13 protein-coding genes and 1 pseudogene are annotated in these 12,250 nt (G+C 66.4%); all 14 read left to right on the top strand.

The features are described from left to right. Positions 1-112, top strand: a pseudogene (locus ACNAZS_RS11485) (lytic transglycosylase domain-containing protein); the annotation flags it as partial. Continuing rightward, a complete protein-coding gene (locus ACNAZS_RS11480; RefSeq protein WP_009459678.1) occupies positions 109-648 on the top strand; it encodes an integrating conjugative element protein in 540 nt (179 codons plus the stop codon). The pseudogene ACNAZS_RS11485 and the gene ACNAZS_RS11480, both read left to right, overlap by 4 nt. A 4-nt stretch (positions 649-652) precedes the next feature. Beyond that, positions 653-2,842 (top strand): type IV conjugative transfer system coupling protein TraD, encoded by a 2,190-nt coding sequence (gene traD, locus ACNAZS_RS11475; protein ID WP_009459677.1) that lies wholly within the window; start codon positions 653-655, stop codon positions 2,840-2,842. Beyond that, positions 2,839-3,588 carry a TIGR03747 family integrating conjugative element membrane protein gene (locus ACNAZS_RS11470; RefSeq protein ID WP_009459676.1) on the top strand — a complete coding sequence of 250 codons (750 nt, stop codon included), beginning with the start codon at positions 2,839-2,841 and terminating at the stop codon, positions 3,586-3,588. Before traD ends, ACNAZS_RS11470 begins: the two co-directional genes overlap by 4 nt. A 98-nt stretch (positions 3,589-3,686) precedes the next feature. Then, the gene (locus tag ACNAZS_RS11465; RefSeq protein ID WP_009459674.1) at positions 3,687-4,070 is read left to right on the top strand and encodes an integrative conjugative element protein, RAQPRD family; all 384 of its coding nucleotides are present in this window, start codon (positions 3,687-3,689) and stop codon (positions 4,068-4,070) included. Continuing rightward, positions 4,067-4,300 (top strand): TIGR03758 family integrating conjugative element protein, encoded by a 234-nt coding sequence (locus ACNAZS_RS11460; RefSeq protein ID WP_009459672.1) that lies wholly within the window; start codon positions 4,067-4,069, stop codon positions 4,298-4,300. The genes ACNAZS_RS11465 and ACNAZS_RS11460 overlap by 4 nt, the downstream gene beginning before the upstream one ends. A 16-nt stretch (positions 4,301-4,316) precedes the next feature. Next, positions 4,317-4,676, top strand: a complete 360-nt coding sequence (locus tag ACNAZS_RS11455; protein ID WP_009459670.1) for a TIGR03745 family integrating conjugative element membrane protein — start codon at positions 4,317-4,319, stop codon at positions 4,674-4,676. Between the two features lie 11 nt (positions 4,677-4,687). Next, positions 4,688-5,086 (top strand): TIGR03750 family conjugal transfer protein, encoded by a 399-nt coding sequence (locus tag ACNAZS_RS11450; RefSeq protein ID WP_009459668.1) that lies wholly within the window; start codon positions 4,688-4,690, stop codon positions 5,084-5,086. Further along, the gene (locus ACNAZS_RS11445; protein WP_009459666.1) at positions 5,083-5,772 is read left to right on the top strand and encodes a PFL_4703 family integrating conjugative element protein; all 690 of its coding nucleotides are present in this window, start codon (positions 5,083-5,085) and stop codon (positions 5,770-5,772) included. The genes ACNAZS_RS11450 and ACNAZS_RS11445 overlap by 4 nt, the downstream gene beginning before the upstream one ends. Further along, positions 5,769-6,674 (top strand): TIGR03749 family integrating conjugative element protein, encoded by a 906-nt coding sequence (locus ACNAZS_RS11440; RefSeq protein ID WP_009459665.1) that lies wholly within the window; start codon positions 5,769-5,771, stop codon positions 6,672-6,674. Before ACNAZS_RS11445 ends, ACNAZS_RS11440 begins: the two co-directional genes overlap by 4 nt. Continuing rightward, complete coding sequence (locus ACNAZS_RS11435) at positions 6,664-8,082, top strand: TIGR03752 family integrating conjugative element protein (protein ID WP_009459664.1); 1,419 nt, start codon at positions 6,664-6,666, stop codon at positions 8,080-8,082. Before ACNAZS_RS11440 ends, ACNAZS_RS11435 begins: the two co-directional genes overlap by 11 nt. Further along, positions 8,063-8,503 (top strand): TIGR03751 family conjugal transfer lipoprotein, encoded by a 441-nt coding sequence (locus ACNAZS_RS11430; RefSeq protein ID WP_009459662.1) that lies wholly within the window; start codon positions 8,063-8,065, stop codon positions 8,501-8,503. The genes ACNAZS_RS11435 and ACNAZS_RS11430 overlap by 20 nt, the downstream gene beginning before the upstream one ends. Next, positions 8,503-11,370: a conjugative transfer ATPase gene (locus tag ACNAZS_RS11425; RefSeq protein ID WP_019726341.1), complete on the top strand. Its 2,868-nt coding sequence runs from the start codon at positions 8,503-8,505 to the stop codon at positions 11,368-11,370. Before ACNAZS_RS11430 ends, ACNAZS_RS11425 begins: the two co-directional genes overlap by 1 nt. 13 nt (positions 11,371-11,383) lie before the next feature. Further along, complete coding sequence (locus ACNAZS_RS11420) at positions 11,384-12,148, top strand: DsbA family protein (RefSeq protein ID WP_009459652.1); 765 nt, start codon at positions 11,384-11,386, stop codon at positions 12,146-12,148. Positions 12,149-12,250: the final 102 nt, after the last annotated feature.

Below are 12,250 nucleotides of genomic sequence, written 5' to 3'. Positions count from 1 at the left end.
CGGCGAGCCCGCCGCCCGCTACCGGCGCAGCGTGTCGCGCCATCTCGCGCGTGTGCAGGGCGCACGCCCAAACGCCGCGGTGCTCGCCACGCGCCAGGAGACTTCCCCATGACGAAATCCCATCTGGCCCTGCGGGGCCTGCTTGTGCTGCTGGCGGGTCTGCCGCTGGCATCGCGTGCCGGCGATCCGCTGATCGTGGTCGAAGATCGCGGTGGCACGTCGGCGCTGCCGTACTACGAGGCCCTCAACCTCCAGCCGCGCGCCGATGTCCCGGCCCGGCCGCCCATTCCGACGCCACAGGTTCCCGCCACACCCGCGGACGAGGCAGCGATGCTGCCGGTGCGCAGCACCAAACTCACGCCTGGCACCGTCGCTCGGCGCGTGATCGAAGCGCCCGGCCTGCGGCCGTTCGTGGTCATCGGCGACGACGACGCCTCCCGGGCCTGGTTGCAGCGCCGCGGCGTTGCTTTGCGCGAACGCGGCGCGGTCGGCCTAGTGGTCAATGTCGAGACCGCGCAGGGCCTGGCAGGGCTGCGTGCCCTGGTGCCGGGCGTGCCGCTCGCGCCCGTAGCCGGAGACGACCTGGCCGATCGCCTAGGCCTGCGGCATTACCCGGCGCTGATCACGGCCACCGGCATCGAGCAATGAAGCCATGTCGGGGAAACAGCCGGTCGAGGTTCTGCTACGCCCAGCGGTGGAGCTATACACCGTCGCAGCGTGTGCAGGCGCCGCGTTTCTGTCCCTGGTGGCCCCGTGGTCGCTCGCGCTGAGTCCGGCCATGGGCGTCGGCAGCGCCCTGGCGTTCGGCGCCTACGGCGCGATCCGCTACCGCGACGCTCGCGTCATCCTGCGTTATAGGCGCAACATCCGCCGCCTGCCGCGTTACGTGATGACGAGCAAGGATGTGCCCGTCAGCCAGCAGCGGCTTTTCATCGGGCGCGGATTCCTGTGGGAGCAGAAGCACACCCATAGGCTCATGCAGACATACCGGCCGGAGTTTCGCCGCTACGCGGAGCCGACACCGGCCTATCGCCTGGCGCGTCGGCTGGAGGAACGGCTGGAGTTTGCGCCGTTCCCGCTGTCCCGGCTCTCCGCTCTCACGGGCTGGGACGTTCCGTTCAACCCTGTGCGCCCGCTGCCACCTGTAGGTGGCCTGCCGCGGCTGCATGGCATCGAACCCGACGAGGTGGACGTCAGCCTGCCGCTGGGTGAGCGCGTCGGACATTCGCTGGTGCTGGGCACGACGCGCGTGGGCAAGACGCGGCTGGCCGAGCTGTTTGTGACTCAGGACATCCGTCGCAAGAACGCTGCCGGCGAGCACGAGGTCGTGATCGTTATCGATCCCAAGGGCGACGCGGATCTCCTGAAGCGGATGTACGTCGAAGCCCAGCGCGCAGGCCGTGAAGGCGAGTTCTACATCTTCCACCTCGGTTGGCCGGAAATCAGCGCCCGCTACAACGCGGTAGGACGCTTCGGTCGCATCTCGGAAGTCGCCACCCGTATCGCAGGGCAACTCTCCGGTGAAGGCAACAGCGCGGCCTTCCGGGAGTTCGCGTGGCGCTTCGTCAACATCATTGCCCGCGCTTTGGTGGAACTGGGGCAGCGCCCGGACTACATGCTGATCCAGCGGCACGTCATCAACATCGACGCACTGTTTATCGAGTACGCCCAGCACTACTTCGCCAAGACCGAGCCCAAGGCCTGGGAGGTGATCGTCCAGATCGAGGCCAAGCTCAACGAGAAGAACATCCCGCGCAACATGATCGGGCGCGAGAAGCGCGTGGTCGCGCTGGAGCAGTACCTTTCCCAGGCGCGCAACTACGACCCGGTGCTCGACGGCTTGCGCTCGGCAGTTCGGTACGACAAGACCTACTTCGACAAGATCGTCGCATCGTTGCTGCCGCTGCTGGAAAAGCTCACCAGCGGCAAGATCGCCCAGCTCCTGGCCCCGAATTACTCCGACCTGACCGACCCGCGCCCGATCTTCGATTGGATGCAAGTCATCAGGAAGCGCGCCATCGTCTATGTGGGACTGGACGCGCTGTCCGACGCCGAGGTTGCCGCAGCGGTCGGCAACTCCATGTTCTCCGACCTGGTTTCGGTCGCGGGCCATATCTACAAGCACGGGATCGACGATGGCCTGCCGGGCGCATCCGCTGGCACGCGCGTGCCGATCAATGTCCATGCGGACGAATTCAATGAACTCATGGGTGACGAATTCGTGCCCCTGATCAACAAGGGCGGCGGTGCCGGGCTACAGGTCACGGCGTACACACAGACCCTCTCGGATATCGAGGCCCGCATCGGCAACCGCGCGAAAGCTGGCCAGGTGATCGGCAACTTCAACAACCTGTTCATGCTGCGCGTGCGCGAGACGGCCACCGCCGAACTGCTGACGCGGCAGTTGCCGAAGGTCGAGGTCTATACCACCACCATCGTCTCCGGGGCGACCGATAGCTCGGACATCCGTGGCGCGACGGATTTCACGTCGAACACCCAGGACCGCATCAGCATGTCCAGCGTGCCGATGATCGAGCCATCGCACGTAGTCGGCCTGCCAAAAGGCCAGTGCTTCGCGCTGCTGCAAGGCGGCCAGCTTTGGAAGGTTCGCATGCCGCTGCCGACACCAGACCCGGATGAAGTGATGCCGGCGGATCTGCAGCAACTGGCCGGATACATGCGCCAGAGCTACAGCGAGGCCACGCAGTGGTGGGATTTCACCAGCTCCCCTGCCTTGCAGGATGCGGCCTTGCCCGATGACCTGCTGGACGATGCTGCTCCAGCCGAGCCTGCTGCGGTGGCCACCGACACCGACCACAGTACCGACGAGGCCGCGCCATGAAGGACGCCGCCTCGACCGCGCAGCGGGAGCAGAACCAGCGCCAGGGTCTGATCGTCGGCACCATCACCTTGCCATTTCGCCTGCTCGGGGTATTGATTGGCTCGCTGCTGTTCTCGATCGTGGTGGAGTGCGTCGGCATGCACCTGTTCTGGAAGGATCAGGGCTGGCGCCATTCCCAGCAGATGTTGCAGTACGAGCTTGGGCACCTGTCCAGCCACTTCACGCGCAGCGTGGTCGTGCAGGAGCCAGGGCGCACGGCGCACGAGTTGGTGGATACAGGCTACGAATGGGTGTTCGTTCGCTCGGGGCTGCTGGCGCGCATGAGCCAGACCGCCGAGCGCGTCCGCGCGCCCAGCCACGAGCAGGCGCGCAACTTCCGCTACTACATCAGCCAAGTCTATGTCTGGGCCGAGAGCTACCTCATCGCCGCAGCCTTCACGACGCTGACCTTCCTAGTGCGCCTGCTGGTCCTGGTGCTCACGCTGCCACTGATCTTCACGGCCGCCTTCGTCGGTCTGATTGACGGTCTGGTGCGACGCGACGTGCGCAGGTTCGGCGCGGGCCGCGAATCCGGGTTCATCTACCACCGTGCAAAAGCCAGCCTCATGCCGCTGGCCGTGCTGCCGTGGATCACGTACCTGGCGCTGCCGATCTCGGTGCATCCATTGCTGATCCTGTTGCCGAGCGCCGCCTTGCTGGGACTGGCCGTGAGCCTGACTGCGGGCAGCTTCAAGAAGTACCTCTAGCAGATCAATCCGGTCATCTGCAGGTTCCTATTGTTTGCGGCCTGAAACAGCCCCGATCTCCACGATCTAGCCATTGCTGATCACACAGGAATGGCGCGATGTTGGCTCCGATCTGGCTGCGCGCCGCGCATCGCGGCGTGCCCACTTTTCTCGTGACGGCCCTTGTACTGGGTCAGTCCTCGATGGCGTTGGCCGAGTCCCCGGCGCAGCGTCAGGAGTTGGTCGCAGCGCTGCGCCAGCTCGACGCGCTGGAGCGCACCGTCGCCGACAGCGCTACGCATGCCCCCATCCAGCCGGGCGAGCGCTACCACTTCGATTACCCGAGGCTGCTGGCTGACCTGGCGCGCGTGCGCGCCGGCATCCAGGCCCATCTCACACCGTCGCGCGCCCAGCCGCGCGACGCCTCCGAACTGATCGGCGACTACCGCACGGAGCGGGTCGTCCCGCCATCACCGCCGACGACCACGGAGGGCAAGCCATGAACGGCGCCCAGGTCTCGGCATTTCAAGCCAACAGCGGCATCGCGCCTTCAGCGATGGCGACCGTCCTGGTCGGCGTCGTGTTCGCGGTCCTGCTCGTCTGGGGCGTCTGGGCCATGCGAACGGCCTACGTGGGGTGGTCCGAAAGCCGCCTCAACCAGCGCCAGTTCCTCGGCGTCTGCATCCGATTCGTCGCGATGTACCTCGTCCTGACTTTCTTCCTCCTCTCCTGACCTGAAAGGCATGACCATGCAAAACTGCATCCTCACTTCCCGTCTTGCCCAGCGCGCCACCGTGGCCCTGGGCACCGCAGCGCTGCCCGCCCTGTCGTTCGCGCAGGGTCTGCCGCAGTTGGAGAACCCGACCCGCGGCACAGGCAACGGCATCATGGAAACGATCCGCAACTACGGCTACGACATCATCATGCTCGTGGCTCTGCTGGTGGTGGCGTCCATGTTCATCGGCGTGTGCTACCACGCCTACGGGACCTACGCGGAAATCCACACAGGCCGCAAGACGTGGGGCCAGTTCGGCCTCACGGTCGCCATCGGCGCCGTCTTGCTCGTGATCGGCATCTGGCTGCTCACCGAAGCCACCGGCATCCTGTAAGCGAGGCCGGTATGTCCGAGCAGCAGCACGTCCGTGCGGACGGGACGGTCACGTTCCTTCCGCACCGGCTCAATCGACATCCCGTTGTGGTGCGCGGTCTCACCGCCGACGAGTTGTGGATCTGCTGCGGCCTGTCCGGCGCCGCCGGTCTGCTGGTCGGCGCACCGCTGTCGTGGGTGTTCCGCACGATCGCGCTAGCACCCACGTTCGTCGTCCTGGGCGTGGCCTTCGGCGTGTTCATCGGCGGCGGCATTCTTCGCCGCCTCAAGCGCGGGCGTCCCGACACCTGGCTGTATCGGCAACTGCAATGGCGCATTGCCACACGCCATCCGCTGATGGCGGGCTGGGTAGGCGGCCATGTGCTGATCTCGCGCTCCGGCTTCTGGACCACCCGAAGGAGCGCACGATGAGCCGCTTCAAGAACGAGATCACCCACCTGCAGGCGCACATCAAGACGCTTCGCCTGGGTGCTGGCGCCCTGATCATCGTCGCCCTGGTCATGGGTGGCGGCTGGTGGAGCGCTCCCCGCGATCTGACCATCCACGTTCCGCCTGACCTGCGCTCCGGCAGTACCAGGAAGTGGTGGGAAGTGCCGCCCGAATCGGTCTATGCGTTCACGTTCTACGTGTTCCAGACGCTCAACCGCTGGCCGACGAATGGCGAAGAGGACTACGCGCGCAACCTCCACACGCTCTCGCCGTACCTCACCCCATCCTGCCAGGCCTTCCTGCGCGCGGACTACGACTACCGCCGCAGCACGGGCGAGTTGCGCCAGCGCGTGCGCGGCATCTACGAAATCCCCGGCCGCGGCTACGGCGACGACCCCACGGCCCGCGTGCGCGTGGTTTCCGACCGCGACTGGGTAGTGACGCTGGACATCACCGCCGACGAGTACTACGGCGCCGAGCAAGTCAAGCGCGCTCTGGTGCGCTATCCCGTGAAGGTCACGCGGGTGGACGTCGATCCTGCCCGCAACCCGTTCGGCCTGGCGCTCGACTGCTATGAGGGCGCGCCCCAGCGCATCAGCACGCCGGAGCCGACGCGCCCGGCGTCTGGTGGCCTGTCTCCGCAAGCGCCCCAAGGAGAAACCCCATGAAGCATCCTGTACTCACGCTGCTGGGGCTGTTGGCCGTGGCCGCGGCTCCTGCTGTCCAGGCGGTGGAGATCCTGCGCTGGGAACGTATGCCGTTGGCGGTGCCGCTGAAGGTCGGCCAGGAGCGTATCGTGTTCATCGACCGCAACGTCCGCGTGGGCGTACCCTCGGGCGTCGGCGAGCGCCTACGGGTGCAGAGCGCGGGCGGCGCGGTGTACCTGCGCGCCAGCGAGCCGATCGAGCCCACGCGGCTGCAATTGCAGGACGCCGACACGGGCGCGCTGATCCTGCTGGACATTGCGGCGGAGCCAGCCAAGGACGGCGAAGCCGAGCTGGAACCAGTGCGCATCGTCGAGGGCAACAGCACCCCGGCGCGCTATGGCGATCAGCCCGGCGATGACAACGAAGCTCCGGCGCGCGCCCAGGACCAGGCAGGTGCGCGGGCGGCGCGACGCGAGACCCCGGTGCCGGTTGTCCTGACGCGCTTCGCCGCGCAGAACCTCTACGCTCCGCTGCGCACTGTGGAGCCGTTGCCCGGCGTCATGCGGGTGAACCTGCGTCGTGACCTCGACCTCGGCACGCTGATGCCGACGCTGCCCGTGCGCGCGGTCGCGCTCGCGTCGTGGCGTCTGGAAGACCAGTGGGTCACTGCCGTGCGACTGACCAACAACAGCAGCGGCTGGATCACTCTCGATCCGCGCATCCTGCAAGGCGATTTCCTCACCGCCACCTTCCAACACGAGGCACTTGGCCCGCGTGGCACGCCCGAGGACACGACCGTCCTGTACCTGGTGACGCGCGGGCGCGGCCTGGCGCAATCGCTGCTACCGGCGATCAACCGCTTCGACCCGGCCGTGCATCTCCCGCAACCGGAAGACCGCAAGGAGGCCCGCCATGCGCAGTAATGGACTCCTGAAGTGGCTGATGGTCCCGGTTGCCTTGCTGGTGCTGTTCGTTGCCATCCGGCTGTTCTCGGGTGGCAGCAGTTCGGCGCCACCGGCCGCGGATGCCGGTGCCAAGCTCACGCCAGCGGAAATGAAGGCGTTGGGCATCGAGGGCGATACCCCGCGCGACACCGTGGCGACGCTCGTTGCCCAAGTGAAGCAGTTGCGCACCGAGCTTCAGACCGCGCTCTCGGACAACAAATCCCAGCGCGAAGAAAACCAGCGACTGCGCCAGCGCGAGAACTCCATTGATCAGCGCATCAATTCGGCCCTCGACTCCGAGCGTACCAACCTGCGTCGCGACCAAGAGCAGGCAGCCAGCGCGCGCCAGCAGACCGAAGGGTTGCTTGCCGACCTGCAGCGGCGTCTGGACAGTATCGGCGGACGTGGCGGCGGCCATGCCGACCTGCCGGTGGGTCTGGGGCTGCGCGACGGCGACGAGGCCGGCATGGAAGGCGGCGTGCGATGGGTCGAACCCGACGATGCGAGGAAGGCCGAGGGGCGGAACAGCAGTCGTGGCACGGGTAGCGGCATGAGCTTCCCGACGAGCTTCGGCCCCGCGCAGAGCACGTTGGAAACCACGGCGGAAACCGTGGCGAACGCGGGCGCACGCGCAGCAGGCGTCAAGAGCGCCAAGGCGGTCTATACCGTACCGACCAATTCGACGCTGATGGGGTCGGTGGCGATGACGGCGCTGATCGGCCGCGTGCCGATCGACGGAACCGTTAACGATCCATACCCCTTCAAGGTGTTGGTCGGACCGGACAACCTGACCGCCAATGGCATCGACATTCCCGACGTGGCCGGTGCCGTGTTCAGCGGCACCGCATCGGGAGATTGGACGCTCTCGTGCGTGCGCGGCCAGGTGCGCAGCATCACCTTCGTCTTCCACGACGGCACGATCCGCACCATCCCCGAAGACCGCGACGGCAACCAGCAGAACAACCAGCAGCGAGACGGCCTGGGCTGGATCAGCGACCCATACGGCATTCCCTGCGTCAGCGGGGAGCGGCGCAGCAACGCCCAGCAGTACCTCGGCTCGCAAGCCCTGATTACCGCCGCCGGTGCCGGCGTCGCTTCGCTGATCGACAGCGACAGCGGCCAGATGTCCTACGTCGGCGCCGACGGCTCCATCGGGAGCGTCGGCATCTCGGGCAATGAAGCCGTGGGCCGCATCCTGGCCGGTGGCGTGCGCGACATGGCCGACTGGGTGAACAAGCTATACGGCCAGGCCTTCGCCGCCGTCTATGTCCAGCCCGGCGCGAAGGTCGCCGTCCACCTCGAAAAGCCGCTTGCCATCGACTTCGATCCCGAAGGCCGCAAGGTCGATCACCGCGCAGGAGAAAGCCATGCTCTCGAACTTGAATAAGGGCCTGGCGCTGGCCCTCGCCGTCGCGGTGCTCGGCGGCTGTGCCACCAGCAAGGAAAAGCTGCTCCCGCACGGCGACAGCACGATGATGGACATCTGGCAGCAGAACGCCGGCGACGGCAGCGGTGGCGCCGGCCAGGTGGCGCGCAGGCAATTGCTCGATGCACGCCAGAGCCTGCGCCGGCCGCTGACCGAGGCCGACGTGGAGGCCGCGCCCGCCGAACAGATGCGCTACACGCGCACGGCGCGAAACGAGGTCTATCGCCAGTTCCACCGCCTCCCGAACCCCGATCTTGTCATGTATGTGTACCCGCACCTGGCGGGTACCGACCCCGTGCCTGTTCCGGGCTACACGACAGTCTTCCCCCTGTACCAGCGCGTGCAGTACGCCATGCCGGGCGAGCGCGTGGAGGACTACTGATGCGCTGGAAACTCCCTTGGCCGAAGCTGGCTGCATCCGATGGTGGCAATGACGAGCAGCCGGACGGCTGGCAGCGCCACGTCGAGGCGTTGCGCCAAGCCGGCATCGCCGAACCCGGAGCGACGATCCAGGGCCGCAAGCCGGCGACCGTGGCGGACGAGCAGGCGCTGTACGACGTCGCGCAGTCGTTCGCGGAGCTGCTGCCGTGGGTGGAGTTCCTGCCGCCGTCGAAGTCCATGCTGCTGGAGGACGGGCAATCGGTCGCAGCCTTCTACGAGCTGGTCCCGCTGGGCACCGAAGGTCGGGAGCCTGGCTGGCTCGCGCATGCCCGCGATGCGCTCGAAAACGCGCTCCAGGATTCGTTCGATGAGCTGGACGAGAACCCCTGGGTGCTCCAGCTCTACGCCCAGGACGAACCCAGCTTCGACCAGTACATGCAGACCCTGCGCAACTACGTGCAGCCGCGCGCTCGCGGCACAGCCTTCACCGAGTTCTATCTTCGCTTCTTCGGCCACCACCTGCGCGCGGTGGCCAAGCCCGGCGGCCTGTTCGAGGACACGGTGGTCACGCGGTTGCGCTGGCGCGGCCAGACGCGGCGCGTGCGCATGGTGGTCTATCGCCGGGCCACCGGCCAGGCGAACCGCCGTGGCCAGACACCCGAGCAAATGCTGAACATCGTCTGCGATCGCCTTTGCGGCGGCCTGGCGAACGCCGGCATCCAGGCCCGGCGCATGGTCGCGGCCGATGTTCACGACTGGTTGCTGCGGTGGTTCAACCCACGCCCAACGATGCTCGGGCCAAGCGCTGAGAATCGAGAGCGCTTCTATGCGCTGGCCCGCTATCCCGACGAGGTGGAGGAAGGCGAGATCGAGCTGGCGAGTGGTCGGGATTTCAGCCAACGGCTGTTCTTCGGTCAGCCTCGCTCCGATGCCGGGCACGGTACCTGGTACTTCGACGGCATGCCGCACCGTGTGCTGGTCACCGACCGACTACGCATGCCGCCCGGTACGGGACACCTGACTGGCGAAACCCGCAAGGGCGATGCGATCAACACGCTTTTCGATCAGATGCCCGAAGACACCACGATGTGTCTGACCATGGTGGCGACGCCCCAGGACATCCTCGAATCGCACCTGAATCACCTGGCGAAGAAGGCTGTCGGCGAAACACTGGCATCGGAGCAGACGCTCAAGGATGTGCAGGAGGCGCGCTCGCTCATCGGCAGCGCGCACAAGCTCTACCGCGGCACGCTGGCCTTCTATCTGCGCGGGCGCGACGAAGCCGAGCTTGACAGGCGCGGCCTGGACCTCGCCAACGTGATGCTCAACGCGGGGTTGCAGCCCGTGCGCGAGGACGATGAAGTTGCGCCGCTCAACAGCTACCTGCGCTGGCTACCGTGCTGCTACAACCCTGCGCAGGATCGGCGGAACTGGTTCACCCAACTGATGTTCGCCCAGCATGTGGCGAATCTCTCGCCGGCGTGGGGACGCAGCCAGGGTACGGGCCATCCGGGCAACACGTTCTTCAACCGCGGTGGCGGGCCGATCACGTTTGATCCGCTGAACCGCTTGGACAGGCAGATGAACGCCCATCTGTTCCTATTCGGCCCCACCGGCTCGGGCAAGAGCGCAACGCTCAACAACCTCTTGAATCAGGTCACGGCCATCTACCGGCCGCGGCTGTTCATCGTGGAAGCCGGCAACAGCTTCGGCTTGTTCAGCGACTTCGCCAAGCGCCTGGGTCTGACCGTAAACCGGGTCAAGCTGGCTCCTGGCTCAGGCATCAGCCTGGCGCCGTTCGCCGACGCTCGCCGGCTGATCGAAACGCCCAGCAACGTGCAGACGCTTGATGCCGATGCACTGGATGAAGAATTGCCAGCCGATTCCTCGGTCATGGAGGAGGACGAGCAGCGCGACGTGCTGGGTGAACTGGAGATCACGGCACGGCTGATGATCACAGGCGGCGAGGACAAGGAAGAAGCCCGGATGACGCGGGCCGATCGCTCGCTGATCCGCCAGTGCATCCTCGATGCCGCCGAACACTGCGTGGCCGAGAAACGCACGGTGCTCACGCGCGACGTGCGCAACGCGCTGCGCACGCGCGGCCAGGACCCGACGCTGCCCGAGATGCGGCGCGTGCGGCTGCTGGAGATGGCGGACGCGATGGACATGTTCTGCCAAGGCACGGACGGCGAGATGTTCGATCGCGATGGCACGCCGTGGCCCGAGGCCGACATCACGCTGGTGGATCTCGCGACCTATGCCCGGGAGGGCTACAACGCGCAGCTCTCCATCGCCTACATCAGCCTGATCAGCACGGTGAACAACATCGCCGAGCGCGACCAGTACCTGGGCCGTCCGATCATCAATGTGACCGACGAAGGCCACATCATCACGAAGAACCCGCTGCTCGCGCCCTACGTTGTAAAAATTACAAAAATGTGGCGCAAGCTAGGGGCCTGGTTCTGGCTGGCTACACAAAATATCGACGATCTGCCGCGTGCCGCGGAGCCCATGCTCAACATGATTGAGTGGTGGATCTGCCTGTCGATGCCGCCCGATGAGGTCGAGAAGATTGCACGCTTCCGCGAACTCTCGCCCGCGCAGAAAGCGCTGATGCTCTCGGCGCGCAAAGAAGCGGGCAAGTTCACCGAGGGCGTCATCCTTTCCAAGAGCATGGAAGTGCTGTTCCGTGCCGTGCCGCCCAGCCTGTACTTGGCGTTGGCGCAGACCGAACCCGAAGAGAAGGCCGAGCGCTACCAGCTCATGCAGCACTACGGCTGCACCGAACTGGAAGCGGCCTTCAAGGTGGCCGAGAAGATCGACCAGGCGCGCGGCATCGAGTCGCCGGCCTTGGAACTGTCGTAAGACGGAGAACGCCATGGAACAGAAACGTCCTTCCATTCCGATGCAGGTCCAGGCGTTCCGCCGCCGCAACGGGCGGCCCCGCTGGCCCTGGGCATTGGTTGCTGTGCTGGTCGCGCTGCTGCTGATCTGGCTTGTGCCGAGGTCGCCCGGCGAATCCCCGCCGCAGCCGCCCACGCCGGTCAGCATGGCACCGGTGGCCGGGCCGCCCTGGCTAATGGGCAACCCCAAAGGCCGTTTCACGCTGACGCTCTATGCCGACCTGGAGTGCCCGTTCTGCCGGGAATATTTTCCGCAGCTCAAACGGTGGGTGGGCACCAACGCCGACGTGGCGCTGCAATGGCACCACCAGCCGCTAGCCGCGCACGAGCCGGCCGCGTCGGCCGAGGCACGTCTGGCCGAATGCGCAGCCGAAGCTGGCGGGCATGCCGCGTTCTGGCAGGCGGTCGAATGGGTCTATGCCCACACGCGCAGCGACGGCCTGGGCTTGCCGGATGGCTTGCGCTACCCCGAATCGACGCCAGCCATCGAGCAGTGCATGTCAAGCGAAAGGTCCAGTGCCGCTATCCGCGCCCAGGCCGCGGAAGCCACCAAGAGCGGCGTTACCGCCACACCGTCACTGCGTCTGCTTGATCGCGAGACGGGCCAGGCCATCCTGCTGCAGGGACCAATCGAGGGCGACGCCTTGTTGTCTGCCATGGACATGCTGACGGCTGACGGTCCGACCGGCACACCCACATCCGAAATGCCTGCCGACGTCGTCGGCGACATGCCCAGGTAGCCCCGGTCTTCAAGGCTACGGCGCAGTCCGCTGCGCTGACCGCAACCCGTTCGCCTCGCATCCTGGTCGCGAACGATCGCCGCTGCCGCGGTGATGGATGCA

Source organism: Bordetella tumulicola (genome assembly GCF_965138755.1).
GTDB lineage: Bacteria > Pseudomonadota > Gammaproteobacteria > Burkholderiales > Burkholderiaceae_B > Bordetella_A > Bordetella_A tumulicola.
Note: the sequence above shows the minus strand (reverse complement) of the source record. Positions and strands in the feature narration are given on the sequence as shown.

Coding starts and splice junctions, on each gene's coding strand:
- ACNAZS_RS11480 (WP_009459678.1), top strand. CDS start 109: ATGACGAAATCCCATCTGGCCCTGCGGGGCCTGCTTGTGCTGCTGGCG.
- ACNAZS_RS11450 (WP_009459668.1), top strand. CDS start 4,688: ATGTCCGAGCAGCAGCACGTCCGTGCGGACGGGACGGTCACGTTCCTT.
- ACNAZS_RS11445 (WP_009459666.1), top strand. CDS start 5,083: ATGAGCCGCTTCAAGAACGAGATCACCCACCTGCAGGCGCACATCAAG.
- ACNAZS_RS11440 (WP_009459665.1), top strand. CDS start 5,769: ATGAAGCATCCTGTACTCACGCTGCTGGGGCTGTTGGCCGTGGCCGCG.
- ACNAZS_RS11425 (WP_019726341.1), top strand. CDS start 8,503: ATGCGCTGGAAACTCCCTTGGCCGAAGCTGGCTGCATCCGATGGTGGC.
- ACNAZS_RS11465 (WP_009459674.1), top strand. CDS start 3,687: ATGTTGGCTCCGATCTGGCTGCGCGCCGCGCATCGCGGCGTGCCCACT.
- traD (WP_009459677.1), top strand. CDS start 653: ATGTCGGGGAAACAGCCGGTCGAGGTTCTGCTACGCCCAGCGGTGGAG.
- ACNAZS_RS11420 (WP_009459652.1), top strand. CDS start 11,384: ATGGAACAGAAACGTCCTTCCATTCCGATGCAGGTCCAGGCGTTCCGC.
- ACNAZS_RS11460 (WP_009459672.1), top strand. CDS start 4,067: ATGAACGGCGCCCAGGTCTCGGCATTTCAAGCCAACAGCGGCATCGCG.
- ACNAZS_RS11430 (WP_009459662.1), top strand. CDS start 8,063: ATGCTCTCGAACTTGAATAAGGGCCTGGCGCTGGCCCTCGCCGTCGCG.
- ACNAZS_RS11470 (WP_009459676.1), top strand. CDS start 2,839: ATGAAGGACGCCGCCTCGACCGCGCAGCGGGAGCAGAACCAGCGCCAG.
- ACNAZS_RS11455 (WP_009459670.1), top strand. CDS start 4,317: ATGCAAAACTGCATCCTCACTTCCCGTCTTGCCCAGCGCGCCACCGTG.
- ACNAZS_RS11435 (WP_009459664.1), top strand. CDS start 6,664: ATGCGCAGTAATGGACTCCTGAAGTGGCTGATGGTCCCGGTTGCCTTG.